Here is a 23,935-nt window from a genome sequence, read left to right as displayed (position 1 = left end):
TTCCCAGGCCCAGGCCAGGAAACGGGCAGGAAAGCCTCCGCCGCGGACGCGCTGCAAGCCGGATCGATCACGATTTCAACCGGTCGATCATCGGCTGGGTGATCAGACATACCCCCTTGTCGGTGCGGCGGAAGCGGTGCCCGTCGCTCACCGGATCCTCGCCGACGACGAGATTGTCGGGGATGATGACGCCGCGATCGAGCACCACCTTCTTGAGCCGCGCGCCGCGGCCGATATGGCAATAGGGGAGTACGACGGCCTCATCGAGCATCGAGAAGCTGTGTGCCCGCACGCCGGTCGACAGCAGGCTGCGATGGATCGTCGATCCCGAAACGATGCAATTGCCCGATACGAGGCTGGACACCGCAGACCCGCGCCGCCCGTCGAGATCATGGACAAACTTCGCCGGCGGGGTGATCTCGGAATAGGTCCACAGGGGCCATTCCTTGTCATACAGGTCGAGCTGCGGGATGACGTCGGTCAGGTCGATATTCGCCTCCCAATAGGCATCGACCGTACCGACATCGCGCCAATAGGCTGCCGGTTCCTCGCTCGACCGCACGCAGCTGGCGGAAAAGCGGTGCGCCTGTGCCTTGCCGTGCTGGACGAGGTAGGGGATGATGTCCTTGCCGAAATCGCGGCTGGACCCAGGCGTGTCCGCGTCGCGGCGCAGTTCCTCGAACAGGAACTTGGTCGCGAAGACGTAGATGCCCAGGCTGGCGAGCGCGACGTCGGGCTGGCCGGGGATCGACGGCGGGTCGGCGGGCTTCTCGACGAAATCGATGATCCGGTCGGTCTCGTCGACGTGCATCACGCCGAACGCCCGCGCCTCCATCCGCGGCACCTCCATGCAGGCGACGGTGACGTCGGCGCCACTGTCGCAATGCTGCTGAAGCATGATTTCATAGTCCATCTTGTAGATATGATCCCCGGCCAGGATCACCATGAACTCGGGACCGTAACTCTCGATGATGTCGATGTTCTGGAAGACGGCGTCGGCCGTGCCCTCATACCATTGGAATTCCGACACGCGCTGGCTGGCGGGCAGGATGTCGAAGCTTTCGTTGCGTTCGTCGCGCAGGAAGTTCCAGCCGCGCTGAAGATGGCGGATCAGGGAATGTGCCTTGTACTGCGTCGCGACGCCGATCCGGCGAATGCCCGAATTGATCGCGTTCGACAGCGCGAAGTCGATGATCCGGCTCTTGCCGCCGAAGTAGACGGCAGGCTTGGCACGCGTGTCGGTCAGTTCCATCAGCCGGCTGCCGCGTCCGCCGGCAAGCACATAAGCCATCGCGTCGCGCGACAGCGGGTGGCGTCCTATGCGGTCTACCATCGGCCCCTCTCCATCATCCTTGTCATTGTATCAGCCTTCGAATTCCAGCATCACCGTGGCGAGCGGCGGGAGCGTCACCCAGGCGGCGCCGTCCTTCGCCTCGACCCCGCCTAGGTTGCCCAGGCCCGAGCCCCAATAATCCTGTGCGTCGGAATTGATGATCTCGCGCCAGCGCCCGTCGTGCGGCAGCGGGACGCGATAGGGCGCGCGCGCGACGGGGGTCAGGTTGGCGATCACCGCGACCGGCTTCGCATCCGGTGCCTTGCGCAGCCAGGCGAAGACGGAATTCGCGGCATCGTCGGCGATCAGCCATGCAAAGCCGTCCTGTTCGCAGTCGCGCGCGTGAAGCGCAGGCGTGTTGCGGTAGACGCGATTCAAGTCGCGGACCAGCTTGCGCACGCCTTCGTGCGAATGGGCGCAGCGCAGCCCCCAGTCGAGCGCGCGATCTTCGCTCCATTCGCGCCTCTGCGCGAACTCCTGCCCCATGAACAGCAGCTTCTTGCCCGGATAGCCCCACATGAAGGCATAGAGGCTGCGCAGGTTGGCGAACTTCTGCCAGTCGTCGCCGGGCATCTTTTCCAGCAGCGTGCCCTTGCCGTGCACGACCTCGTCATGACTGAGGGGGAGAACGAAATTCTCGCTGAAGGCGTAGACGAGCCCGAAGTTGATCTCGCCATGGTGATGGCGCCGATGGATCGGCTCGCGCGCGAAATACTGGAGCGTGTCGTGCATCCAGCCCATGTTCCACTTGAACCCGAAGCCTAGGTTGCTGCGGCTGGCCTCGTCGAGCGCGGGCGCGGAGACGCCTGGCCAACTCGTGGACTCCTCGGCGACGGTGAAGATGCCGGGATGCTCGCGGTAGATCGCGCGGTTCATCGCGCGCAGGAAGTCGACCGCCTCCCAGTTCTCGCGACCACCCTCGGCATTGGGAATCCACTCGCCCTGCTTGCGGCTGTAGTCGCGGTACAGCATCGAGGCGACCGCGTCGACGCGAAGCCCGTCGATATGATAACGCTCCGCCCAGAACAGCGCATTGTTGACGAGGAACGCCTCGACCTCGCGCCGCCCGAAATTGTAGATTGCGGTGTTCCAGTCGGGGTGGAAGCCCAGCCGCGGATCCTCGTGCTCGTAGAGCGCGGTTCCGTCGAAGTGATCGAGCCCGTGGGCATCGGTCGGAAAATGCGCCGGCACCCAGTCCAGGATCACGCCGACGCCGGCCTGGTGCGCACCGTCGACGAAGCGGGCGAAGCCCTCATGATCGCCGAAGCGGGCAGAGGGGGCGTAGAGACCGGTCGTCTGATAGCCCCAGGACGGGTCGTAGGGATGTTCGCTGACCGGCAGGAACTCGATGTGCGTGAAGCCCAGGTCGACGACATAAGGGATCAGGCGATCGGCGAGCGCGTCCCAGCTAAGATACCAGCCGTTGTTGTCCCGATCCCATGAGCCGGCATGGACCTCGTAGATGCTGATGGGCGCGCGACGCGGGTCGACTTTTGTCCAGGCTTCGCGGTGCGCCGCATCGTGCCAGACATGCGTCGGCGGCGCGGTGGTGATCGATGCCGTCTTCGGCCGCAGTTCCGCGGCAAAGGCAAAGGGGTCGGCCTTCAATGGCTGCGGCGATCCGTCCGCGGCGACGATCTCGAACTTGTAGGCGCGTCCAGGGCCGATGTCGGGCAGGAAGATTTCCCAAACCCCGACCGCGCCGCGCCGCCGCATGACGTGGCGCGCGCCGTTCCAGTCGTTGAAGTCGCCGACCACCGATACACGTCGTGCGTTGGGCGCCCAGACCGCGAAGTGCGTGCCGCGCGCGCCCTCATGCTCGATCCAGTGGGCGCCGACCTTGTCCCACAGGCGCAGGTGCGTGCCCTCCGCCATCAGATAATCGTCGGTGGGGCCGAGCACGGGGCCGAAGCTATAGGGGTCGGTCAGCCACCATTCGGCGCCATAGCCCTGCGCCTTGTAGCGCAAAGGCTGCGGATCGCCGGGTAGGGAGCCTTCGAAAAGCCCGCGATCGTCGACCCGCTCGAGCATGCCGAGCGCGTGGCCGGCGAGATCATGCGCCTCGAGAGTCTCTGCCCCGGGTACCAGCGCGCGCGCGAAGCTCCCCTGCGGTCCGGCGAATACACCGAGCAGCGAGAAGGGGTCGTCGTGGCGACCCTCGACCAGAGCGTCGATCGCGGCGCGCGGCGGCTTCACCTCACGCCCCAGATGTCACGCGCATATTCCCCGATCGTCCGGTCCGACGAGAACCAGCCCATGTTCGCGACGTTGAGGATCGCGGATCGTCCCCATGCGGCCGGATCGCTCCAGCGCGCGTCGACCGCACGCTGGGCGGCCGTATAGGCGTCGAAATCAGCGGCGACCATGAACCAGTCATGGTCGTACAGGCCACCCATCAGCCCCTTGTACCGATCCGGGTCGTCGGGGGAGAAGACACCCGAGGCGATGGCGCTCACCGCCTGCGCCAATTCGCGCGACCCTTCGATCGCGGCGCGCGGATCATAGCCGGCCGCGCGCCGCTCCGCGACTTCGTCGGCGGTCAGGCCGAAGATGAAGATGTTGTTGTCGCCGACATGGTCCTTGATCTCGATGTTGGCGCCGTCGAGCGTGCCGATGGTCAGCGCGCCGTTGAGCGCGAACTTCATGTTGCCGGTTCCCGACGCTTCCATGCCGGCAGTGCTGATCTGTTCCGACAGATCGGCGGCCGGGATCATTCGTTCCGCGAGGCTGACGTTGTAGTTGGGCACGAAGGCAACCTTCAGCAGGTCGCCGACGGCCGGATCGGCGTTGATCCGCTTCGCAACGTCATTCGCCAGCTTTATGACCAGCTTGGCATTGTGATAACTCGATGCCGCCTTGCCCGCGAACAGCTTCACGCGTGGCGTCCAGTCACGCTCCGGATGGCTGCGGATCTGGTCATAGAGCGCTACCGTCTCGATGATGTTGAGCAGCTGCCGCTTGTATTCGTGAATGCGCTTGATCTGAACGTCGAAGATTGCGTCCGGATCGGCCCTCAAGCCCATTGTTTCCTTCAGGTAATTGGACAGCATCACCTTGTTCGAACGCTTCGTCGCGGCGAAGCGCTCCCGGAAGGTTGCGTCATCGGCATGCGGCACGAGCGCGGTCAGCGCCTGCGCATCGTCGTGGAAGCCGTCGCCGATCGCTTCGGCAATCAGGGTCGTCAGGCCGGGATTGCATTCCAGCAGCCAGCGGCGCGGGGTGATGCCGTTGGTCTTGTTGTTGATCCGGTCTGGAAACAGGCGATGCAGGTCGGCGAACACCGTGCGCTTCATCAATTCGGTGTGCAGCGCCGCGACGCCGTTGACCGAATGACTGCCCGCAAATGCCAGGTTCGCCATGCGCACGCGGCGTTCGCCACCCTCGTCGATCAGGCTGATCGCGGCGATCGCGCGGTCGTCGACGCCGGCCACCTTGCGCGCGTCGCGCAGCAGCTTCGCGTTGATCTGGTAGACCAGCTGCATGTGCCGCGGCAGCAGCCGCTCGAACAGCGGCAACGGCCAGCTTTCGAGCGCCTCCGGCAGCAGGGTGTGATTGGTGTAGCCGAAGGTCGCGCGGGTGATGTCCCACGCCTCGTCGAAGCCGATGTCGTGGAAATCGACCAGCAGCCGCATCAGTTCGGCGACGGACACCGCGGGATGCGTGTCGTTCAGCTGGATCGCCGCCTTGTCCGGCAAGGTGCGCACGTCGCCGAAATATTGGACGTGGCGGCGGACGATGTCCTGGATCGAGGCGGAGCTGAAGAAATATTCCTGGCGTAGGCGCAGCTCCTGGCCGGCCGGCGTCGAATCGTTGGGATAGAGGACGCGCGTCAGCGTCTCCGCGCGCAGCTGGCCAGCGAGCGCACCCTGGAAATCGCCGGCGTTGAACTGGTCGAGGCGGATCGGGTCGAACGCGCGTGCGCGCCACAGCCGCAGCGTGTTGACGCGCTTGCCGCGCCAGCCGACCATCGGCGTGTCATAGGCGACGGCCTGTACCGCTTCCGCCGGGCTCCAATGGACGAGACCGCTTGCCTTGGTCGTGACCTCGCCGCCGAAGCCGACGAAATAGGCGCTCTCGCGCCGTTCGAATTCCCACGGATTGCCGTGCGCCAGCCAGGTTTCGGGCAATTCGACCTGCCAGCCGTCGTCGATCCGCTGGCGGAACATGCCGTTCACGTAGCGAATGCCATAGCCGTATGCGGGCAGATCGAGGCTGGCGAGGCTCTCCATGAAGCACGCCGCCAGGCGTCCGAGGCCGCCGTTGCCCAGCGCGGCATCGGGCTCGATCTCTTCGATCTCGGCAAGGTCGACGCCGAGCGAGGCGAGCGCGTCCGCCACGTCCTGTGTGTGACGCAGGTTGGACAGCGCGTCGCGCAGCAATCGCCCGATCAAGAATTCGAGGCTGAGGTAATAGACGCGTTTGGCCCCGGCGGCATGTGCGGCCTTGGTGGACGCCATCCATCGCTCGATGATCTCGTTGCGCAAGGTCAGGATCGTTGCGGCCAGCCAGTCATGCGGGCGCGCCGCCTGCGCGTCCTTGCCGATGCGGTGGACCAACGTGTCGACAATGGTCGCCGCGAGCCCGCTGGGCGAAGTGGGGAGGGAGGGGGGCGTGGAGGAATCGTTCACGACAAACCCATGCTGCTGAATGCCAGGCCGTATACTAGAGGGGTGAACGGCCCGTCTGTCACCGCAAAAGCGTCGGTGCGGATCAAAACATGCCCCACAATAAAGTAAGATTGAGGACGACGATGACCGTTGCGATGATCCAGGCGAGCGCCCGGAGCCACGCCGGGCTGGCGAAGCGTCCCATGAGCGAGGCCCGGCCCGTGAAGGCGACAAGCGGGATCACCGCGAACGGCAGTTGCAGGCTGAGGATAACCTGGCTGAGGACGAGCAGCCGCGTCGCGCCGCCATCGCCCATCGCGCCCACCACGAGCACGGCAGGCACGATGGCGAGAAGCCGCGTCACCAGTCGCCGCAGCCAGACCGGCAGGCGAATGTCGAGGAACCCCTCCATGACGATCTGGCCGGCGAGCGTCCCGGTAACGGTCGAATTCTGCCCCGAGGCGAGCAGGGCGACGCCGAAGACGATGCTCGCCGCGCCAACCCCCATGGTCGGCGCGAGCAGGCGATAGGCCTCGTCGATATCGGCGACACCCGTGCGGCCCGAGGCGTGGAACACCGCGGCCGCGAGGATCAGGATCGCGGCGTTGATGAAGAAGGCGAGCCCGAGCGCCAGCGTGCTGTCGATCGTCGCCAGCCGCACCGCCTCCGTCTTGCCCGCGTCGTCGTGCGCGAAGGCCCGTGTCTGGACGATGGAGGAGTGGAGGTACAGATTGTGCGGCATCACCGTCGCGCCGAGGATGCCGATCGCCAGATACAGTTTGGACGGGTCGGTGACGATACCCGGCGTCGGTACCAGTCCGGCCAGCAAACCCCTGACGTCCGGCCGCGCGTGGAACAGTTCGAAGGCGAAGCAGCCCGCGATGATCAGCAGCAGCGCGACGATGAACGCTTCTATCTTACGGAAGCCGTACCGTTGCAGCGCCAGGATCAGGAACACGTCGAGCGCGGTGACCAGCACGCCCCAGACCAGAGGCACGCCGAACAGCAGTTTGAGCGCGATCGCCGTGCCCAGCACCTCCGCCAGGTCGCAGGCGACGATCGCCACCTCGGCCAGCGCCCAGAGCGCGATGGCCACGGGGCGACTGTAATGCGCGCGGCACGCCTGGGCGAGGTCCAGTCCCGCCGCAATGCCCAACCGCGCCGACAGCGCCTGCAGCACCATCGCCATCAGGTTCGACAGCAGGATGACCGACAGCAACGTGTAACCGAACGCCGAACCGCCGGCGATGTCCGTCGCCCAGTTGCCCGGGTCCATGTAGCCGACCGCGACGAGGAATCCCGGCCCCAGGAATGCCGCCAGCCTGCGCCCCTTCGTCCCGCCGACGGGCAGCGCGACGCTGCGATGGCTGCCGATCAGCGAGGGAGTGGAAGCGGGGGGCATCGGCCCGGAGATGTGGCCGATGCGCCGCTCACGGGCAAAGGGAATGTTTTTTCGCGGCACGCGGAACCAAAAGGCAGGAGCGGCGTGTGATCGGACCTGGCCGGGTCGACGCCGTGCCGCGGATGCCTTCGTCGTTGCGGCCATGCCGCGCGGGGCCACGCCTCAGACCGGCGCCTTGTCGTCCGGTCCCGCGCCATAATGGTGCCAGGTGAAGATCGCCAAGGCGCCGCGGTGCGGGCGCCATGCCTCCGCCAGCTCGCGGACCCGCTTCTCCGACGGGCGCGCTTCGTGCCCGAGCAGGCGGCCGACCTCGATCTGAACCGCCAGGTCGCCGGCGGGCCAGATATCCGGTCGACCCTCCGCGAACAGCAGATAGATTTCCGCCGACCAGCGTCCGATACCCTTGACGCGCACCAGTTGCGCGATCGCCTCCTCGTCGTCGGCGGGAAGGTTGTCGAGATCGAGCCGCCCGCTCGTGACCTCCTCCGCGAGGCTGCGGGCATAGGATGCCTTCTGCCGCGACAGGCCGGCGGCCCGCAGCGTCTCGTCGCTCGCCGCGAGGATCGTGTGCGGGTCGCTGGGATTGCCGACCAGCGCCGCCAGCTTGCGATAGACCGCATTGGCGGACTGCACGCTCACCTGCTGGCCGATGATGGTACGGAGCAGCGTGTCGTAACCACGTGCGCGGATCCGCGGCGCCGGATAGCCGACACGCGCGAGACCGGCGGCGAAGGCGGGTTCGACGCCGGCGAGCGCGTCGAGGCCGGCGCGCAATTGTGCCTCGCTCAGCCCCATGCTTGATCCGGGGCGTCGGCCACGGCTAGGGCGCGGGCACGGTTTCTGGAGAAGATCATGGCCAAGCTTATCGTCGTCACGCGATCGGGGGAAGAACGCGCAATCAATGGCGAAGACGGTCTGTCGGTCATGGAGGTGATCCGCGACGGCGGCATCGACGAGATTCTGGCCCTGTGCGGTGGTTGCTGTTCGTGCGCGACCTGCCACGTCCATGTCGACCCTGCGTTTGCAGACAAGCTGCCGCCGATGAGCGAGGACGAGAACGACCTGCTCGACTCGGTCGACGACCGCGACGAGACCAGCCGGCTGTCCTGCCAATTGCCCTTCGGCGAGGCACTGGACGGGATGCGCGTCACGATCGGCGCGGACGAATAAGCCCGGCGCGCCCCCTCCCGTATGCGGGACGGGGGCGTGCCTTACCGCGCCGCCACCGCGTAGAGCGCGATCGCCGCGGCGTTGGAGACGTTCAGGCTCTCGACCTTGTGGCTGATCGGCAGCTTGGCGAGCTCGTCGCAATGCGCCTCGGTGTTCTGGCGCATGCCTTCGCCCTCGGCACCCAGCACGATGCAGATGCGCTGGTCACCCATCGCCTGCGCCAGCGTCTGACTGGCATGGCCGGTCAGGCCGATCCGCCAGAAGCCGGCCTCCGCGATCTCCTCCAGCGCGCGGGCCAAATTGACGACGCGCACCCAGGGCACCGTCTCGAGCGCACCCGATGCCGATCGGGCGACGGTGCCGCTTTCCGGCGGCGCGTGGCGGTCCTGCGTGACGATGCCGAGCGCGTCGAACGCCGCCGCCGAACGCAGGATCGCGCCGACGTTGTGCGGGTCGGTGACCTGATCGAGCACGACGAGCGGGCGCCGGTCGTCCTGTCCCTCGATCAGCAGGTCGCCGAGCCACATGTCCTCGAGCGGCTCGACCTCTGCGACGAGCCCCTGGTGCGGCGCGTCGGCGGGAACGAGCCTGCCGAGATCGGCGACGTCCGCGAAGGTCACCGGCAACACCGGCGGCAGGTCGAGCGCGGCGAGCGCCTCGCGCGTGCCCCAGACCTTGCGGACGACACGGTTGGGGTTGGCGAGCGCGGCGGTCACCGCATGCCGGCCCCAGAAACGGGGGCGGTTGGCGGTGCCCGTCGACGGGCGATGGCCCCGGCGCGCCATCAGCGGGCGCTCCGGCGAGAGATTTGAGCAAACGGATCAGTCATCATCGTCACTATAGGCAAAGGGATCGGTCGCCACCGGCCTGGTCGGCAGCGGCGGGCGTGGCAGCGCCTTGTCCGCATTGGCGGCGGAGAGCAAGACGCCAGCGAGCACGATCGATCCCTGGCGCATGTCCTCCGCCTTCAGGTGGTCGAACGTATCGATCGAGCTGTGGTGGACCCGGCTGCCGTAATCGAGCGGGTCCTGGATGAACTGGAAACCGGGGACGCCGACCTGCTGCATGAACACGTGGTCGGTCCCGCCCGTCTGCCGTGCGACGACGTTGCCCGCGCCCATCGAGGCAAAGGGGGCGAGCCATTCGCGGAAGATTGGAACCACCGCCGGATTGTTCTCCGCATACAGGCCGCGCAGCTTGCCCGACCCGTTGTCGATGTTGAAATAGGCCGCGAGGTCGTTGTAGCCGGGCAGCGGTGTGATCGGCCAGCGATCGGAAAAGCCGTAGAAGCCCTTCATACCGCCCGGCATCGCTTCGCCGGGCGCGCCACGGCGGGCCAGATGCGCCTGCACATAGGCCATCGAACCCAGCAGGCCCTGCTCCTCGCCCGCCCAGAGCGCGAAGCGGATCGTGCGCTTCGGTCGGACGCCGCTCGCCGCGAGGATGCGCGCCGCCTCCATCACCTCGGCAGTGCCCGCGCCATTGTCCGCGGATCCGTCGCCGGCCACCCAGCTGTCGAGATGCGCGCCGGCCATGACATAGCCCGCCTTGGGATCGGTGCCGGGAATCTCGGCGAAGACGTTGTACGCCTGGGGATCGGAGTCGTCGAAACGCACGTCGCTGGCGATCTCCAGCGTCGGAGCCGGGCCAGTCCGGGCGAGGCGAGCGAGGCGCAGATAATCCTCCTGCGCGAGCTGTACGCTCGGCAGCGACGCGGTTTCCCCCGTGCCGAACAGATAGCCCTCACCCGACACGAGCTTTCCGTCGCGATACGACATGGTGGCGATGGCGACCGCGCCTTCGCCCTTCAGGAAGGCGTCGAGCTTCTTGGTGAAGTCGAGGCGCTTCAGCCGCCGGTCGGTCGCGGCGGGATCGTAGCTCGGCTGCTGGAACTGGTCGAGCTTGCCGATATCCTCGCCCGACAGACGTCTGAACGGCGGCTCGGTGGCGTCGCCGGCCGCACGGGGCAGGGTGACCATGACGATCTTGCCGGCCAGCTTTCCGCGGAATTTCGCGAAGTCGGACTCTCGCGCGATCGGCGCGACGACGACCGGCGCGGTGATCGTGCCGTTGGTACCCGGCGTCCATGCCACGGGAATAGCGGTAAGCTGGACGACGCGCGGCGTCAGCATCCGGACGCTCGCACGCTCGATCGACCAGCCGCGGCCGAAGGCGAAGCCCTCCTTGTGGACGTTCCTGAGCCCCCATTCGCGGAACTTGCCCTGCGTCCATTCCTCCGCGCGGCGCATGCCGGGCGAATTGGTCAGGCGCGGCCCGATGACGTCCGACAGATGCTGGGCGATGGGCATGACCTCGCTGTGGTTCGTCCCCTGGTCGATGATCGCGGCGGTGGCCCCACGATCCTGCGCGGTGACCGGCCCGGCAAGAGCAACGACGGAGACGGCGAGCAGAAGGCGACGCATGAATTTCCCCAGAACGGCGTGATCTGCGGTTGCTACGGTCGGGGGGCGGGGGATGCAAGCATGGCCGTTGACAGGCGCGTTTCGCTTCGCCAATAGGCCGCCTCCGCTTCGAGGAAGCGGACACCCCGGAAGGGTGGCCGAGTGGTTAAAGGCAGCAGACTGTAAATCTGCCCACGCAAGTGTACGCTGGTTCGAATCCAGCCCCTTCCACCAATTTCCGCTCCGGCGGTTCCCGATAAAGCTGCAAACGTCGTTTTCCGCCCGGCGCATAGCGAAGGCGTTCTGCCGTGCCGGGGCCATGTAATTCAGCTTCCGTCCACCCTTGCGAACTATAGGGCGGCGCATGGCGAGAAGATCGACCAGATCGCGGCCCCGCGGCGTACGACGGCCTGCGCCGCCGCAGCGGCAGACCTGGTGGCAGCGCCTGAAGCGATGGCTTCGCGTGCTGCGGACCGGCTTCTGATCCGGATGCGCGAGGGCAATGCCCCGGCGGCGCGCCATGGACGCCACGCCGGCCCGCGTCGCCGTCCCGCGATCGAGCGCCGGAGGTGCCTCGCGACCGATCGCATTTGTGAACCATTGTTTAGACGCTGTTTACCAAGTCGCTGTAGCGCCGAGGTGTCGCTCGGAATATCGTAGCGCGTTGTTCAGGGATATGCCGTGTGACGAAGACGCTCAACGCGATCGATATCGACCACCTGATCGCCCGCATAACCGAATGCGTCGGTGACGCGGATGCGGCGGGCCTTGCGGTCGTCGCGGCGCATCTGGAAACGGCGATCCTGTCGATCCCGCGGCAGCCGGCGCGAGCGCCGCTCGAGACGGCTTTCCCCTCGTATCTGCTGAACTGACCTACTGATCGCCCCAGCCGTTCAACTCTCGCTGGGACCTGATGACGTTGGTGATGACCGCGCGCATGCGATCCTGACCTTCCGGACTCAGGGCTGCGCGCCCGTTTCCGATCTCGACAAGCCCCTCCGCGGCCACGGCGGCAAGCCATCGTCTCACCAGGATGGGCGCACTGGCGACTTCCATTTCCAGCTTGGCGAATGGCGCCTCGAAATTCGGCGACAGATACAGAACCAGAAGGCATTCCAGCGCGGCATCATGGATCAACGCGGCGGGCAGGGCACCGTGCAGCGCACGCCGCGCGATCAGCATCGACGTCGCGACGCGTCGCAACTCGACCTCTTCGAAGGGCGGCTGCCGCCCGTCCTCGTGCCAAACGCTAGCCATTCGCAGTGTCCCCGTTCCGGACTTTACCTGAACGACTTGTCACAAAGCTTCAAGGCACACGAAAGTTGCTGTGCTTGAATCATTAATAGAGCTGACTGGTATGCGGCGAGAAATGGGCCGGACCGGTATATATTGTCGGGATCGATCCCCCCGGAATCATGATGGCGATGGCTGGTCCCGCCGTCGGTCGATCAGGCCACGCCGGCATTGATCTCGGCCCCGCGCAGGTGCATCGCGACTGTCATCGACCTGATGATGGAGCATTCATGCGCCTGTTCGCCGCGACCGCCACGATCCTGATGATGTCCTCCTCCGCATTTGCGCAAGGTATCGCACCGACAGCCAAGTCCGTCGGACAGGGCGGGGCGGCCGCGCTGCCCGCGTCCAATCCCTTTGCGCGGCCCAGCGCGTTGCCCTTCGAGGCGCCGCCCTTCGACCGTATCAGGAGCAGCGACTATGGACCGGCGCTGATCGCCGGCATGGCGCAGCAGCGCGCGGAGGTACAGGCGATCACGCGCGCGCGCAGCGCTCCGACGTTCGACAACACGATCGCCGCACTGGAACGATCGGGGCGCCTGCTGGAGCGCGCCAGTCTCGCTTTCTACGGGGTGGTGGGCGCCAATACGGACGACACGTTGCAAAAGACCCAGGCCGATCTTGCGCCGGCGTTCGCCGCGCATCAGGACGCCATCAACCTCGACCCGGCGCTCTTTGCCCGGGTCAAGACGCTGTACGATACGCGGCAGTCGCTTGGCCTGACGCCCGAGCAGCTTCAGGTGCTGACGCTCACCTACCAGAATATGGTGCGCGCGGGCGCGAAACTGTCCCCCGCCGACAAGGTGACGCTCAGCAAATACAATGCACAGCTGTCGACGCTGGAAACGGCCTTCCAGCAAAAGCTGCTTGCCGCGGCAAAGGCTGGTGCGCTGATCATCGACGACAGGGCCAAGCTCGCAGGACTTTCCGATGCCGAAATCGCGGCCGCCGCGGATGCCGCGAAGGCGCGGGGGCTGCCGGGCAAGTACGTGCTGACGCTGCAGAACACGACGCAGCAGCCCGAGCTCGCGACGATGACGGATCGCGCGACGCGTGAGGCGCTGTTCAACGCCAGCTGGACGCGCGCGGTGAAGGGGGACGCCAACGACACGCGCGACACGATCGCGCAGATCGCGCTCTTGCGCGCGCAGAAGGCGAAGCTTCTCGGCTTCAGGACCTGGGCGGATTACGTGCTCCAGGACCAGATGGCGAAGACGCCGCAGACCGCGCTTGGGTTCATGCAGCAACTCGGCACGCCGGTGGCGGCGGAACAGCGCCGGGAGGCTGCGGAACTGCAGGCGCAGATCCGTGCGACCGGCGGGACTTTCCAGCTCAAGCCTTGGGACTGGGACCATTATTCGGAACAGGTGCGCAAGGCGAAATACGACCTCAACCAGGACGAGCTGAAGCCGTATTTCGAGATCGACAAGGTCCTCACCGATGGCGTGTTCTACGCCGCCAACCAACTTTACGGGCTGACCTTCAAGCGTCGTACCGACATCCCGGTCTATCAACCGGACGTGATGGTGTTCGAAGTGTCGGAGGCGGATGGCACGTCCGTCGGCCTGATGTATTTCGACTATTGGAAGCGCGACAACAAGAATGGCGGCGCCTGGATGTCGAACTTCGTCACCCAGTCGAAGCTGCTCGGCACCAAGCCGGTGATCTACAATGTCGCCAACTTCACCAAGCCGGCAGCCGGCCAGCCCGCGCTGGTCAGCTTCGACGACGTGACGACGATGTTCCACGAATTCGGCCATGCGCTGCACGGGCTGTTCGCGAACCAGGTCTATCCGTCGGTATCGGGTACCAACACGGCGCGCGACTTCGTCGAATTTCCGTCGCAGTTCAACGAACATTGGGCGCTCGATCCGAAGGTGCTGCCGCATTATGCCGTCAACTACCGGACGGGCGCAGTGATTCCGGCAGCGCTCGTCGACAAGATCAAGCGCGCCGGCACCTTCAACTCGGGCTATTCGTTCGGCGAGGCACTCGCGGCGGCGGAAATGGATATGAGCTGGCATTCGCTGACGGCGGCCGACGGCAAGCAGGATGCGGATGCGTTCGAAGCCAAGGCGCTCGCCGCGACCGGTCTGGACGTCGCCGACGTTCCGCCGCGCTATCGGTCGAGCTATTTCCTGCACATCTGGGGCAACGGCTATTCAGCGGGCTATTACGCCTATAGCTGGACCAAGATGCTCAGCGCGAACGCATTCAACTGGTTCGAGCAGCATGGCGGCATGACCCGCGCGAACGGACAGCGTTTCCGCGACATGATCCTGTCGAAAGGCCATACGGAAGACTATGCGCCGATGTTCCGCGCGTTCAACGGCGCCGATCCGCAGGTCGGCCCGCTGCTCAAGGATCTGGGCCTCAACGCCGATGGGTCCCGGATCGCTGGCGACGGCGTGACCGCGCCCGCGGACGGAACGGTCGGGACTTCGGCCAAGGCGGGCAAGTAGGTGCAACGATCGGCCACCTCTCCTTCGGGGGAGGTGGCATTCGTAAAGCCGACGAGGCTCCTCAGGCCGGGTTCCAGGGCCCCTGGCGGAACCACTTGGTAATGACATATTTGGCGCCGCGCAGCACCGGCTTGCCCTGGTGCAGCGTGCGGGGGTTTGGGCGACCCTCCGGGGTGAGATTGTTCCAGCACAGCATCGTCCCGAGCTCGGGCGTGAAGCCGTGGTCGAGGTGGTGGAAGAACGTCTCGCCGCCCTCCTCGGGCTCGTTCAGATAGATCATCGCGGTCCACGTCCTCTGGCCGCAGCGGCTGACGTGCGTGATCGCGTCGTCGTGATGCGCCGCGAAATAATCGGCGTGCAGCTTGAACTCCTGGCCAACGCCATAGCGCTGGCCCTGATTGGGCTCCCCATTCACCGGGTTGATGCCCAGGAACATCGACAGGCGCAGGTCGAGCAGCTGGACGACGGGCTCGCTGGGATCGAAGGAGCAGGTCTCGCTCGTCCGCCACGCAGCGTCGCCCTCGACGACCGTCGACGGCACGCGATTGCGATCGATGAGCGATACGAGGGCGCCGCACTCCGCGGGGTCCAGAAATGCAGGAGCGACGTAGAGCTCGATCTGTTCGTCCGGCCAGCGCGTCGCGCCCTGGAACTTGAACGTCGCGAGCAGGTCCGCGTCCAGCGCGGCGAGTGTGCCCGCGATCGAACCCTGTATCGTCATCTGCGCCCCTTTCGTCCTGTGCGCGACCGTCTGGCGATCGATCCCTGAACGAGGTCTAGCGGGATGTGGTAAAGCACGCGTTAACGGGATGGGGGAGGCGAGGCGGCCTTCATCCAAAGCAACTTTCTCATTTATCTAGATAAAGTCAGGGGTGAAACGACAGGAACGGGCCAGGATAGCGGGGGTTGGGAGCGCATCGCCGATGGGAGATGCCGATGACGACCCCCGCAGACGTCGCGCAGGACGACGCGCCCGCAGCCTCCTCGAAACACGATGCCGCCGCTGCCGTCACGGAGGGGCTGGCGGAGGGCAAGGGCAGTTCGGTTGCCGGACGTCCGGTGACGATCAACCGGCCGGTCGAGGAGGTCTTCGCCTATTTTCGCGACTTCGCGAACCTGCCGCACTTCATGGAGAACGTCGTCTCCATCACCGTGGCCGACCGGCAGCGGTCGCATTGGGTCGTCAAGGCTCCCGGCGGTGCGACGGTCGAATGGGACGCGCGGATCACCGACGAAGAGGAGAACCGCCTCATCGCCTGGACGTCGGAGCCGGGCGCCGATGTCGCCAATAGCGGCCGCGTCACGTTCCGCGATGCCGGTGCTCGCGGCACGGTGGTCACCGCGACCATCGCCTATGATCCGCCGGGCGGCCTGATCGGCAAGGTGATCGCCAAGATGTTCCAGCGGGAACCCGCGATCCAGGCGCGGCGCGATCTCAGGCGGTTCAAGCAGCTGCTGGAGACGGGCGAGATCGCCACGCCGGCGATGAATCCCAAGCAGTTCGAGGAGATGGGTCTGTGAGAGCTCTGGCCTGGCACGGCAAGCATGACGTGCGCATGGATACGGTCGACGACCCGGAAATCGTCAACCCGCGCGATTGCATCATCAAGGTCACGTCGACGGCAATCTGCGGGTCGGACCTCCATCTCTACGACGGCTACATCCCGACGATGCAGGCTGGCGACGTTCTCGGTCACGAATTCATGGGCGAGGTGGTCGAGGTCGGTGCGAAGTCGACCCTGAAGAAGGGGCAGCGCGTCGTCGTGCCGTTCACGATCTCGTGCGGCAGCTGCTATCATTGCAACAAGCACCAATATTCGGCGTGCCCGAACGGCCTGCCCGCCGACAATCAGGACATCGCGATGTCGCTGTACGGGCAGGAGATGTCGGGACTGTTCGGCTACAGCCACATGACCGGTGGCTATGCGGGCGGACAGGCGGAATATGTCCGCGTGCCGTTCAGCGACGTCGGCCCCATCGTCATTCCCGATGGGGTCGACGACGACAAGGTGCTGTTCCTGTCCGACATCCTGCCCACCGGATGGCAGGCGGCGGAATATGCGCAGATCGAGCCCGGCGATACGGTCGCCGTGTGGGGCTGCGGACCCGTCGGCCTGTTCGCCGTCCAGTCCGCCTTCCTGATGGGGGCGGAGCGCGTGATCGCGATCGATCATTTCCCCCACCGGCTCGAGCTGGCCAAGCGGTTCGGCGCCGAGGTCGTCAATTTCGAGGAAAGCGCGACCTACGAGGCGCTGATGGAGATGACCGGCGGCATCGGTCCCGACGCCGTCATCGACGCGGTGGGGCTGGAGGCGCACGGCTTGTTCGTCGACAACGTCATCGACCAGATCAAGGCGTCTACCTTTCTCGGCACCGACCGCCCGCATTCCATCCGCCAGGCGATCATCGCCTGTCGCAAGGGCGGACGCGTGTCGATGCCGGCTGTCTATGGCGGCTTCGTCGATAAATTTCCGCTCGGCGCGTTCATGGAGAAGGGACTGACGCTCAAGACCGGTCAGACCCATGTGCAGCATTACATGCCCGGGCTGCTCAACGCGATCATGGAAGGCAAGATCGACACCGAATTCCTGATCTCGCACCGCTTACCGCTCGAGGACGCGCCCCAGGGCTACAAGATGTTCCACGACCAGCAGAACGAGGTGACCAAGATCGTGCTGAAGCCGGGCATGGCAGCGGCCTGAACCGGCACGCCGGGACCGGAACGACGAGAAGGAAAGCGGAGAGGAATACAGCAATGGCCAATGGATTCGCGATCATCACCGGGGCCTCGACAGGCATCGGCTTCGAACTGGCCACGCTGGCCGCCAAGAACGGTTACGACATCCTCGTCGTCGCGGACGAACCGCTGATCGATGCGGCGGCCGAGGACTTCAAGCAGTTCGGCACCGAGGTTCGGTCGGTGCAGGCGGACCTTTCGACGATCGACGGCGTCGACACCCTGCTCGCGGCGACCGAGGGGCGGCAGGTCGACCTGCTCTGCGCCAATGCCGGCCACGGCCTCGGGCGCGCCTTCCTCGACCAGGACGTGCGCGACTGGCGCCTCGTCGTCGACACGAACATCACGGGCACCGCCTATCTGTTGCAGAAAGTCCTGCGCGACATGGTCGCGCGCAACGAGGGCAAGGTGCTGGTGACGGGGTCGATCGCGGGCTACATCCCCGGTGCGTTCCAGGCAGTCTACAACGGGACCAAGGCGTTCATCGACAGTTTCGTCGCGGCGATCCAGAACGAGATCAAGGACGCGGACGGCGTCACGCTGACCAACCTGATGCCCGGCCCCACCGACACCGAGTTCTTCGCGCGGGCGGACATGCTGGATACCGATGTCGGCACCGACCCCAAGAAGGCGGATCCGGCGAAGGTCGCGCAGGACGGCTGGGACGCGCTGATGGCCGGCAAGGCGGCCGTCGCGTCAGGCCTGAAGAACAAGATCCAGTCGGCGATCGCCAACGTCACACCCAATGCGGTGCTGGCGGAACAGCATCGCAACATGGCCGAGCCCGGCACCGCCAAGAACTGACGTATCCACAGGAGGAAGACGCATGAGACGCATGTTCATCGCCGCGGCCGTCATCGCCGCGCCCGCCGCCGCCGCCGTCGCACAGGCGCCGACGAGCGGACCCGCCTATGTCGCCAAGGCGGGCGCGGGGGATCAATATGAGCTCCAGTCGAGCCGCCTGCTGCTGCAGACAACGCACAACGCGAAGCTGCGCGACTTCGCCAACATGATGATCCGCGACCACACCAACAGCACCGCGAAGGTGAAGGCGGCGACGCAGCGGGCCGGTATCACCGTGCCACCGCCCCATCTGGATGCGGTGGGGACACGCAACGTCGCGGCGTTGCGCGGCGCCAAGGGCGAGGCGCGCGATCGGCTCTACGTTACGCAGCAAAAGGCGGCGCACCAGCAGGCGCTGGCGCTGCACCAGGGTTATGCCGCGCACGGCAGCGTACCGGCACTGAAGGCGGTCGCCGGCGAGATCGCGCCGGTCGTGCAGACGCATCTGACCGCGCTTCAGTCGATGTAGGCACCAGCTACGCGCAAAGGCGCAGCAAGGCCCGCGACCGGCGCTCCACCGCCGGGAGCGGGCCTTTTTTCGCGACCGGGCGCGTCGGCGTTGGCAGGGTTCCAGGCGTGGCGGCTGTCGCCAACTGACCGACCCTTCGGCGATCGTCAGTGGAGCGGACGTGGAGCGGGTAACGGGAATCGAACCCGTGTATTCAGCTTGGAAGGCTGCTGCACTACCATTGTGCTATACCCGCCCGCGGCATCGACCACCGTCGGTGGAGCGCCGTTCTAGCGGCTGAGCCGCACGATGCAAGCGTCCAGCCATGGTTCACCGCTTGCTTACCACTGCGCGGTTAGATGGCCGCATGTCCGAAGCCATGCAGCCATCCGCACCTGCGCGCCCCCCGTCGGCCGTCAGCACCGGCGTCGGGGTCGCGGGGGTGATCGGGCTGATCGCCTGGCTCGTGATCGCCGGGCATGTCGGGATGGACGGACCCTATGCCGCGCTCGTCGCGCTCGCCTGGACCGCCGTGCCGATGATCGGCTGGTCGCTCGCCGTCGACAAAGTGCATCGACGGGCGAGCACCGGCATCGACTGGACCCTGCGCCGCCGCGGTCGCGAAGCCGTCGACGTCAGCCTGACCAAGATCGCCGGGCTGTTCGCGACCTGGGGCGCGATCGCGCTCATCTACTTCACCGGGCGGTTCTACTGGCAGGGCAATTTCGCCTTTGCCATGTGGTGCCTGACGTGGAGCGTGCCGGTCGTGGCGCTGCTCGCGCTGCCCTACGTCTTCTGGCTGGACCGCCGCCTCGTCGAGCCACGGGACGGTGCATGGCATTTCGGTGCCTGGCTGACCGGTCAGGCCGGGTGGGAGGCAGCCGCCATCCAGGGCCATCTGCGCGCCTGGGCGGTCAAGGGCTTCTTCCTGGCGTTCATGCTCGCCATCGTGCCGGGCGGCTATGGCGCGCTGATCCGTACCGACCTGAGAGCCGCGCTCCACGATCCCGCCGCGCTCGGGCAGTGGCTGATCGCGCTGATGTTCGTGGTCGACGTGATGACCGCGACGGTCGGCTATGTCCTGACGCTGCGTCCGCTCGATTCGCATATCCGCAGCGCCAATCCGTTCGCCGCCGGCTGGACCGCCGCCCTGATGTGCTACCCGCCCTTCATCCTGATGGAGACGGGCGGCCCGTTCGACTATCATCCCGGCACGCAGGAATGGACCGTCTGGTTCCAGTGGCATCCGTGGCTGCTCGCCGGCTGGGGCGGGCTGCTGGTGCTGCTCACCGCCATCTACGCCTGGGCGACGGTGGCGTTCGGCCTGCGCTTTTCCAACCTGACCAACCGCGGCATCCTGACGCACGGCCCCTATGCCCTGTCACGCCATCCGGCCTATCTGTCGAAGAATCTGTTCTGGTGGGCCTCGACCCTGCCGATCCTGTCGACCGGCGGGATCGTCGATGCCGTCCGCGCCACGCTGCTGATGGCCGTGGTCAGCGGCATCTACTACTGGCGCGCGAAGACCGAGGAGCGGCATCTGGGCATGGACCCAGAGTATCAGGCCTATAGCGCCTGGATGACGCGGTACGGCGTCGTGCCCCGGTTCTTCCGCTGGCTGACGGGCCGGTAGAAACGAGGCGCCCGGTGGGCGTCGGGCCCAGGCATCGCCAAGGTTTTGCGGGCAGCCGCCATCGTTCCGCGCGAAAGGTCACAAAAGTCGCACAGGTTAGCAGGGTAATCAGAAAGCGTTCGCAACGCCGCTTCGAAGAATTCCCAACGATTACAAAGAGCGTGAACTCTTATAGCATAATCCCGGCCCAAAAGCCAGTTTAGAAGCTCGCCTCTGCATAGACGCGGCTGATGTCGCCCTGCCAGTCGCCACTATAGGCGTCGAGCAGCCGCTGCGCCGGGACCTTGCCGCTGCGAACCACTTCACGAAGCGGATCGAGGAAGCCGGTCTCGTCGTCGCCGGCGGCATTGGTCCGCGCGCGCGCCGAAAGGCCCGCGTGGGCGATGTCCAGCACCTGGCCCGCGATATCGGCGAGGCGGCCACCGCCCGGCAGCGGCGCGTCGAGGCCGAGCTTCGGAACGGCGTCGCGAAGCGCCTGGCGATCGACGATGTCCCAGTCCTTGACGAGGTCCCACGCCGCATCGAGCGCGCCACCGTCATAGAGCAGGCCGACCCAGAAGGCGGGCAGGGCGCAGATCCTGTTCCACGGACCGCCGTCGGCGCCGCGCATCTCCAGGAAGGTCTTGAGCCGCACTTCCGGGAAGGCGGTGGACAGATGGTCGTTCCAGTCGTCCAGCGTCGGCTTCTCGCCGGGCAGCACGCTGAGTTCGCCCTTCAGGAAGTCGCGGAACGAGAGGCCCGCCGCGTCGATGTACCGGCCGTCGCGATAGACGAAGTACATCGGCACATCGAGCATGTAATCGGCATAGCGCTCGTAGCCGAAGCCGTCCTCGAACACGAAGGGCAGCATGCCCGTGCGCGCCGGATCGGTATCAGACCAGATGTGGCTGCGGTAGGAGAGGAAGCCATTGGGCTTGCCCTCCGTGAACGGCGAATTGGCGAACAGCGCGGTCGCGAGCGGCTGCAGCGCGAGTCCGACGCGAAACTTCTTCGCCATGTCCGCTTCCGAGGCATAGTCCAGGTTCACCTGGATCGTGCAGGTGCGCAGCATCATGTCGAGCCCCATGGTGCCGACCCGCGGCATGTGACGCAGCATGATCGCATAGCGACCCTTGGGCATGATCGGCAGTTCCGCGCGCGCCTTGTCCGGCCACATGCCGAGGCCGAGGAAGCCGAGGCCCAGCCGTTCGCCCGCCTCCTTCACCTGGCGCAGGTGACGGCCCGTCTCCGCACAGGTCTGGTGCAGATTTTCGAGCGGGGCGCCCGACAGCTCGAACTGTCCCGCCGGCTCCAGGCTGACGCTGCCGTCGGTCCCGGTCAGTGCGATGAGGTTGCCGTTCTCCTCGACCGGTTGCCAGCCGTGGCGCTGCAGGTCGACCAGCAGGTCGCGGATGCCGCCGGCCTCGTCCCAGGCGGGCGCGCGATGATCCGCGGTGCGGTAGACGAACTTCTCGTGCTCGGTGCCGATCCGCCAGCGCTCCGCGGGCTTTTCGCCGCGCGCGAAGCTGGCGATCAACTGGTCGCGCGACTCGATGATCGGCGAGTCCTTCATCGTGGCGGTCTTGGTCGTCATGATCCGCGCCTTACGCGGGGATGAACAGGGGCGCCAGTGATCAAGTTAGCCCGCTTCGGACCAGTCCCCGGCGGCCGCCATCCACACCGATATGGCCGCGGCGGCGGCCGTGTCGGCGCGCAGGATCCGCGGCCCCAGCCCGACGCCGACCGCGGCGGGATGCGCGCGGATCGCGGCACGCTCCTCTTCGGTGAAGCCGCCTTCCGGGCCGATCAGGATCGCCGCCGGGCCACGCCGCGCGCGCATGGCTTCGAAGGCGGGCTCGCCGCCCGTCTCGTCCGCGAAGAACAAGGCGCGCTCTTGCGGCCAGTCGCGCAGCAAAGCGGCAAGCTTGACCGGCTCGACGAGCGAGGGAAGCGCCGTGCGCGCGCATTGCTCCGCCGCCTCGATCATGTGCGCGCGCAGGCGGTCGAGCTTCAGCTTGTCGACAACGGTGCGGCTGGTGAGGACGGGAACGAGGCGATCGACGCCGAGCTCGCACGCCTTTTCCGCCAGCCAGTCGACCCGCCCCTTCTTCAGCGGGGCGGCGACGAGCCACAGATCGGGCACCGGCTCGCGTGGGCGCAGGCATTCCACGACCTCGACGGTCAGGTCGCGCCGTCCGACGTCGCGCGCGACCGCCAGCCATTCGCCGGTGGCGTCATCGAACAGCTTGACCGGATCGCCGGGGGCGAAGCGCATCACGGAGACCAGGTAATGGGCGGGGGCGCCATCGATGCGCAGCATGCCCGCGGCCAAGGGGGTCTCGACGAACAGCCGCGGCGTCGATTGCGGCGGCCAGGCGGGGGTGGCGGTCACAGGCGTCTCCGGCGGGCCTGTCGGGCCCAGAGCTTGCGGGCGAGGAAGAAGGCAAGCAGCGCCGCGGCCGCGACGGCGACCACCGCCACGCTCACCACGCCCGCAACGCGCAGGATCGCCCAGAACAGCGCCTCCACGAAGCGGCCAACCGCCACCGACAATCCGATCATGTTTCCCGCTTGCCCGACATTTGCGGCAAGCGCGAGGCGGGATTCGCCGGCCGGCCGGGATCGTCGTCGCGTGCGAGGCGCCGTCGGCGGGAAGGTGAGGGGTTGCGGTCGTCGCGGCGGCGGGGAAAGGGGTCGGCATGACCACGACCAGCCAAGAGATCGTACCCGACAGCGAGCACAAAGGGCTCGTGGGTCGGCTGCCGCAGCCGCTGCGCGGGCTCGCGCTGCTTGCGCGGTTCGACCGGCCGATCGGCTGGTGGCTGTTGTTCTGGCCCGGCGCTTGGGCGGTGGCGCTGGCGGGCGGGGCGATAGCGCGCTGGGACCTGATCCTCTGGATCCTCGCCGGCAGCATCGCGATGCGCGGCGCGGGCTGCGTCTACAACGACATCGTCGACCGCGACCTGGATGCGCAGGTGGCGCGGACGCGCAGCCGGCCGATCCCCAGCGGGCAGGTGTCGATCGGCCTCGCCTGGGGCTGGCTGGTCGCGCTGTGTCTCGTCGGGCTGGTGGTGCTGATGCAGCTGCACGGTCTCGCCATCGGCGTCGCGCTCGCCAGCCTCGCCCCCGTGGCGGCCTATCCGTTCATGAAGCGCATCACCTGGTGGCCGCAGGCGTGGCTGGGGCTCGTCTTCTCCTGGGCCGCGCTGGTCGGGTGGAGCGAGGTGGCGGGCGACCTGTCGGCGCCGATGTGGCTGCTCTATGCCGGTTCGATCGCGTGGGTGATCGGGTATGACACGATCTATGCGCTGCAGGATCGCGAGGACGATGCGCTGATCGGCGTGCGCTCGTCGGCGTTGCGGATGGGCACGCACGTGCGCGGCGGCACGGCCGCCTTCTATGCCGCCGCGGTGGCATTGTGGGGCGCGGCGCTGTGGAGCGTCCGCCCCGATCCGCTGGCGCTCGCCGCGTTGCTGCCGGTCGCGGGGCATCTGGCGTGGCAGGTGGCGACGCTTCGCCCCGACGACGGTGCCGGCGCGTTGCAGCGGTTTCGCAGCAACCGGTTCGCGGGCCTGTTGATGGTCCTTGCCTGCCTGGTGGTCGGCAGCGCCTGATCGGTCGCGGAC

21 protein-coding genes and 2 tRNA genes are annotated in these 23,935 nt (G+C 66.6%); 10 read left to right on the top strand and 13 right to left on the bottom strand.

Features of this window, described 5'->3' with window-relative positions; genetic code table 11:
* Nucleotides 1-67 precede the first annotated feature (67 nt).
* The 5 genes from glgC to IQ292_RS12515 form a co-directional block, all read right to left on the bottom strand.
* Nucleotides 68-1,333: a glucose-1-phosphate adenylyltransferase gene (glgC, locus tag IQ292_RS12535; protein WP_203310647.1), complete on the bottom strand. Its 1,266-nt coding sequence runs from the start codon at nt 1,331-1,333 to the stop codon at nt 68-70.
* Between the two features lie 30 nt (nt 1,334-1,363).
* Nucleotides 1,364-3,529, bottom strand: a complete 2,166-nt coding sequence (gene glgB, locus IQ292_RS12530) for a 1,4-alpha-glucan branching protein GlgB (RefSeq protein ID WP_203310646.1) — start codon at nt 3,527-3,529, stop codon at nt 1,364-1,366.
* Nucleotides 3,526-5,961, bottom strand: a complete 2,436-nt coding sequence (locus IQ292_RS12525; RefSeq protein ID WP_203310645.1) for a glycogen/starch/alpha-glucan phosphorylase — start codon at nt 5,959-5,961, stop codon at nt 3,526-3,528. The genes glgB and IQ292_RS12525 overlap by 4 nt, the downstream gene beginning before the upstream one ends.
* 82 nt (nt 5,962-6,043) lie before the next feature.
* Nucleotides 6,044-7,342, bottom strand: a complete 1,299-nt coding sequence (locus IQ292_RS12520) for an Nramp family divalent metal transporter (RefSeq protein ID WP_203310644.1) — start codon at nt 7,340-7,342, stop codon at nt 6,044-6,046.
* A 162-nt stretch (nt 7,343-7,504) separates the two neighbouring features.
* A complete protein-coding gene (locus IQ292_RS12515; protein ID WP_203310643.1) occupies nt 7,505-8,137 on the bottom strand; it encodes a DNA-3-methyladenine glycosylase family protein in 633 nt (210 codons plus the stop codon).
* 57 nt (nt 8,138-8,194) lie between these two features.
* Between IQ292_RS12515 and IQ292_RS12510 the strand changes: the two genes are divergently transcribed.
* Nucleotides 8,195-8,512, top strand: coding sequence for a 2Fe-2S iron-sulfur cluster-binding protein (locus IQ292_RS12510; protein ID WP_203310642.1), 318 nt, complete (start codon nt 8,195-8,197; stop codon nt 8,510-8,512).
* Nucleotides 8,513-8,553: 41 nt separating this feature from the next.
* Here the strand turns inward: IQ292_RS12510 and rlmB are convergent, their stop codons facing one another.
* Nucleotides 8,554-9,297, bottom strand: a complete 744-nt coding sequence (gene rlmB / locus IQ292_RS12505; RefSeq protein ID WP_203310641.1) for a 23S rRNA (guanosine(2251)-2'-O)-methyltransferase RlmB — start codon at nt 9,295-9,297, stop codon at nt 8,554-8,556.
* A gap of 36 nt (nt 9,298-9,333) precedes the next feature.
* Nucleotides 9,334-10,935 (bottom strand): M20/M25/M40 family metallo-hydrolase, encoded by a 1,602-nt coding sequence (locus tag IQ292_RS12500; RefSeq protein ID WP_203310640.1) that lies wholly within the window; start codon nt 10,933-10,935, stop codon nt 9,334-9,336.
* A 127-nt stretch (nt 10,936-11,062) separates the two neighbouring features.
* Here IQ292_RS12500 and IQ292_RS12495 point away from each other — a divergent pair.
* Nucleotides 11,063-11,148: transfer RNA gene (locus tag IQ292_RS12495), tRNA-Tyr, on the top strand.
* A gap of 449 nt (nt 11,149-11,597) precedes the next feature.
* Nucleotides 11,598-11,786, top strand: a complete 189-nt coding sequence (locus IQ292_RS12490) for a hypothetical protein (RefSeq protein ID WP_203310639.1) — start codon at nt 11,598-11,600, stop codon at nt 11,784-11,786.
* 1 nt (nt 11,787) lies between these two features.
* On the opposite strand, the gene IQ292_RS12485 is transcribed toward IQ292_RS12490, so the two are convergent.
* Nucleotides 11,788-12,171: a hypothetical protein gene (locus IQ292_RS12485; protein ID WP_203310638.1), complete on the bottom strand. Its 384-nt coding sequence runs from the start codon at nt 12,169-12,171 to the stop codon at nt 11,788-11,790.
* Between the two features lie 266 nt (nt 12,172-12,437).
* On the opposite strand from IQ292_RS12485, the gene IQ292_RS12480 reads away from it, so the two are divergent.
* Nucleotides 12,438-14,669, top strand: a complete 2,232-nt coding sequence (locus tag IQ292_RS12480) for a M3 family metallopeptidase (RefSeq protein ID WP_203310637.1) — start codon at nt 12,438-12,440, stop codon at nt 14,667-14,669.
* Between the two features lie 61 nt (nt 14,670-14,730).
* On the opposite strand, the gene IQ292_RS12475 is transcribed toward IQ292_RS12480, so the two are convergent.
* Nucleotides 14,731-15,390, bottom strand: coding sequence for a prolyl hydroxylase family protein (locus IQ292_RS12475; RefSeq protein ID WP_203310636.1), 660 nt, complete (start codon nt 15,388-15,390; stop codon nt 14,731-14,733).
* A 215-nt stretch (nt 15,391-15,605) separates the two neighbouring features.
* Between IQ292_RS12475 and IQ292_RS12470 the strand changes: the two genes are divergently transcribed.
* Genes IQ292_RS12470 through IQ292_RS12455 form a run of 4 tightly spaced genes read left to right on the top strand, consistent with a single transcriptional unit; the run spans nt 15,606 to nt 18,718 of the window.
* Nucleotides 15,606-16,190, top strand: coding sequence for an SRPBCC family protein (locus IQ292_RS12470; RefSeq protein ID WP_203310635.1), 585 nt, complete (start codon nt 15,606-15,608; stop codon nt 16,188-16,190).
* Nucleotides 16,187-17,371, top strand: a complete 1,185-nt coding sequence (locus IQ292_RS12465) for a zinc-dependent alcohol dehydrogenase (protein WP_203310634.1) — start codon at nt 16,187-16,189, stop codon at nt 17,369-17,371. Before IQ292_RS12470 ends, IQ292_RS12465 begins: the two co-directional genes overlap by 4 nt.
* 53 nt (nt 17,372-17,424) lie before the next feature.
* The gene (locus IQ292_RS12460) at nt 17,425-18,210 is read left to right on the top strand and encodes an SDR family NAD(P)-dependent oxidoreductase (RefSeq protein ID WP_203310633.1); all 786 of its coding nucleotides are present in this window, start codon (nt 17,425-17,427) and stop codon (nt 18,208-18,210) included.
* A 22-nt stretch (nt 18,211-18,232) separates the two neighbouring features.
* A complete protein-coding gene (locus IQ292_RS12455; protein ID WP_238941046.1) occupies nt 18,233-18,718 on the top strand; it encodes a DUF4142 domain-containing protein in 486 nt (161 codons plus the stop codon).
* 161 nt (nt 18,719-18,879) lie between these two features.
* On the opposite strand, the gene IQ292_RS12450 is transcribed toward IQ292_RS12455, so the two are convergent.
* Nucleotides 18,880-18,953: transfer RNA gene (locus IQ292_RS12450), tRNA-Gly, on the bottom strand.
* A 123-nt stretch (nt 18,954-19,076) separates the two neighbouring features.
* Between IQ292_RS12450 and IQ292_RS12445 the strand changes: the two genes are divergently transcribed.
* Nucleotides 19,077-20,330, top strand: a complete 1,254-nt coding sequence (locus IQ292_RS12445) for a methyltransferase family protein (protein ID WP_203310764.1) — start codon at nt 19,077-19,079, stop codon at nt 20,328-20,330.
* 199 nt (nt 20,331-20,529) lie between these two features.
* Here IQ292_RS12445 and IQ292_RS12440 read toward each other — a convergent pair whose 3' ends face one another.
* From IQ292_RS12440 to IQ292_RS12430, 3 genes are read right to left on the bottom strand one after another with little or no spacing between them, the layout of a single operon-like run.
* Entirely contained in the window at nt 20,530-21,903 is a 1,374-nt protein-coding gene (locus IQ292_RS12440; protein WP_203310632.1) for a glutamate--cysteine ligase, read from the bottom strand.
* A 45-nt stretch (nt 21,904-21,948) separates the two neighbouring features.
* Nucleotides 21,949-22,701 (bottom strand): 16S rRNA (uracil(1498)-N(3))-methyltransferase, encoded by a 753-nt coding sequence (locus IQ292_RS12435; RefSeq protein ID WP_203310631.1) that lies wholly within the window; start codon nt 22,699-22,701, stop codon nt 21,949-21,951.
* Nucleotides 22,698-22,871 carry a hypothetical protein gene (locus tag IQ292_RS12430; RefSeq protein ID WP_203310630.1) on the bottom strand — a complete coding sequence of 58 codons (174 nt, stop codon included), beginning with the start codon at nt 22,869-22,871 and terminating at the stop codon, nt 22,698-22,700. Before IQ292_RS12430 ends, IQ292_RS12435 begins: the two co-directional genes overlap by 4 nt.
* Nucleotides 22,872-23,008: 137 nt before the next feature.
* On the opposite strand from IQ292_RS12430, the gene ubiA reads away from it, so the two are divergent.
* Nucleotides 23,009-23,923, top strand: coding sequence for a 4-hydroxybenzoate octaprenyltransferase (gene ubiA / locus IQ292_RS12425; RefSeq protein ID WP_203310629.1), 915 nt, complete (start codon nt 23,009-23,011; stop codon nt 23,921-23,923).
* The last annotated feature ends 12 nt before the right edge of the window (nt 23,924-23,935 follow it).

The sequence above is a fragment of the Sphingomonas beigongshangi genome (assembly GCF_016820445.1).
GTDB classification, from domain to species: Bacteria; Pseudomonadota; Alphaproteobacteria; order Sphingomonadales; family Sphingomonadaceae; genus Sphingomonas; species Sphingomonas beigongshangi.
Note: the sequence above shows the minus strand (reverse complement) of the source record. Positions and strands in the feature narration are given on the sequence as shown.

Coding starts and splice junctions, on each gene's coding strand:
- IQ292_RS12445 (WP_203310764.1), top strand. CDS start 19,077: ATGCAGCCATCCGCACCTGCGCGCCCCCCGTCGGCCGTCAGCACCGGC.
- IQ292_RS12440 (WP_203310632.1), bottom strand. CDS start 21,903: ATGACGACCAAGACCGCCACGATGAAGGACTCGCCGATCATCGAGTCG.
- IQ292_RS12430 (WP_203310630.1), bottom strand. CDS start 22,871: ATGATCGGATTGTCGGTGGCGGTTGGCCGCTTCGTGGAGGCGCTGTTC.
- IQ292_RS12520 (WP_203310644.1), bottom strand. CDS start 7,342: ATGCCCCCCGCTTCCACTCCCTCGCTGATCGGCAGCCATCGCAGCGTC.
- ubiA (WP_203310629.1), top strand. CDS start 23,009: ATGACCACGACCAGCCAAGAGATCGTACCCGACAGCGAGCACAAAGGG.
- IQ292_RS12510 (WP_203310642.1), top strand. CDS start 8,195: ATGGCCAAGCTTATCGTCGTCACGCGATCGGGGGAAGAACGCGCAATC.
- glgC (WP_203310647.1), bottom strand. CDS start 1,333: ATGGTAGACCGCATAGGACGCCACCCGCTGTCGCGCGACGCGATGGCT.
- IQ292_RS12500 (WP_203310640.1), bottom strand. CDS start 10,935: ATGCGTCGCCTTCTGCTCGCCGTCTCCGTCGTTGCTCTTGCCGGGCCG.
- IQ292_RS12485 (WP_203310638.1), bottom strand. CDS start 12,171: ATGGCTAGCGTTTGGCACGAGGACGGGCGGCAGCCGCCCTTCGAAGAG.
- rlmB (WP_203310641.1), bottom strand. CDS start 9,297: ATGGCGCGCCGGGGCCATCGCCCGTCGACGGGCACCGCCAACCGCCCC.
- IQ292_RS12470 (WP_203310635.1), top strand. CDS start 15,606: ATGACGACCCCCGCAGACGTCGCGCAGGACGACGCGCCCGCAGCCTCC.
- IQ292_RS12475 (WP_203310636.1), bottom strand. CDS start 15,390: ATGACGATACAGGGTTCGATCGCGGGCACACTCGCCGCGCTGGACGCG.
- IQ292_RS12515 (WP_203310643.1), bottom strand. CDS start 8,137: ATGGGGCTGAGCGAGGCACAATTGCGCGCCGGCCTCGACGCGCTCGCC.
- IQ292_RS12480 (WP_203310637.1), top strand. CDS start 12,438: ATGCGCCTGTTCGCCGCGACCGCCACGATCCTGATGATGTCCTCCTCC.
- IQ292_RS12460 (WP_203310633.1), top strand. CDS start 17,425: ATGGCCAATGGATTCGCGATCATCACCGGGGCCTCGACAGGCATCGGC.
- IQ292_RS12455 (WP_238941046.1), top strand. CDS start 18,233: ATGAGACGCATGTTCATCGCCGCGGCCGTCATCGCCGCGCCCGCCGCC.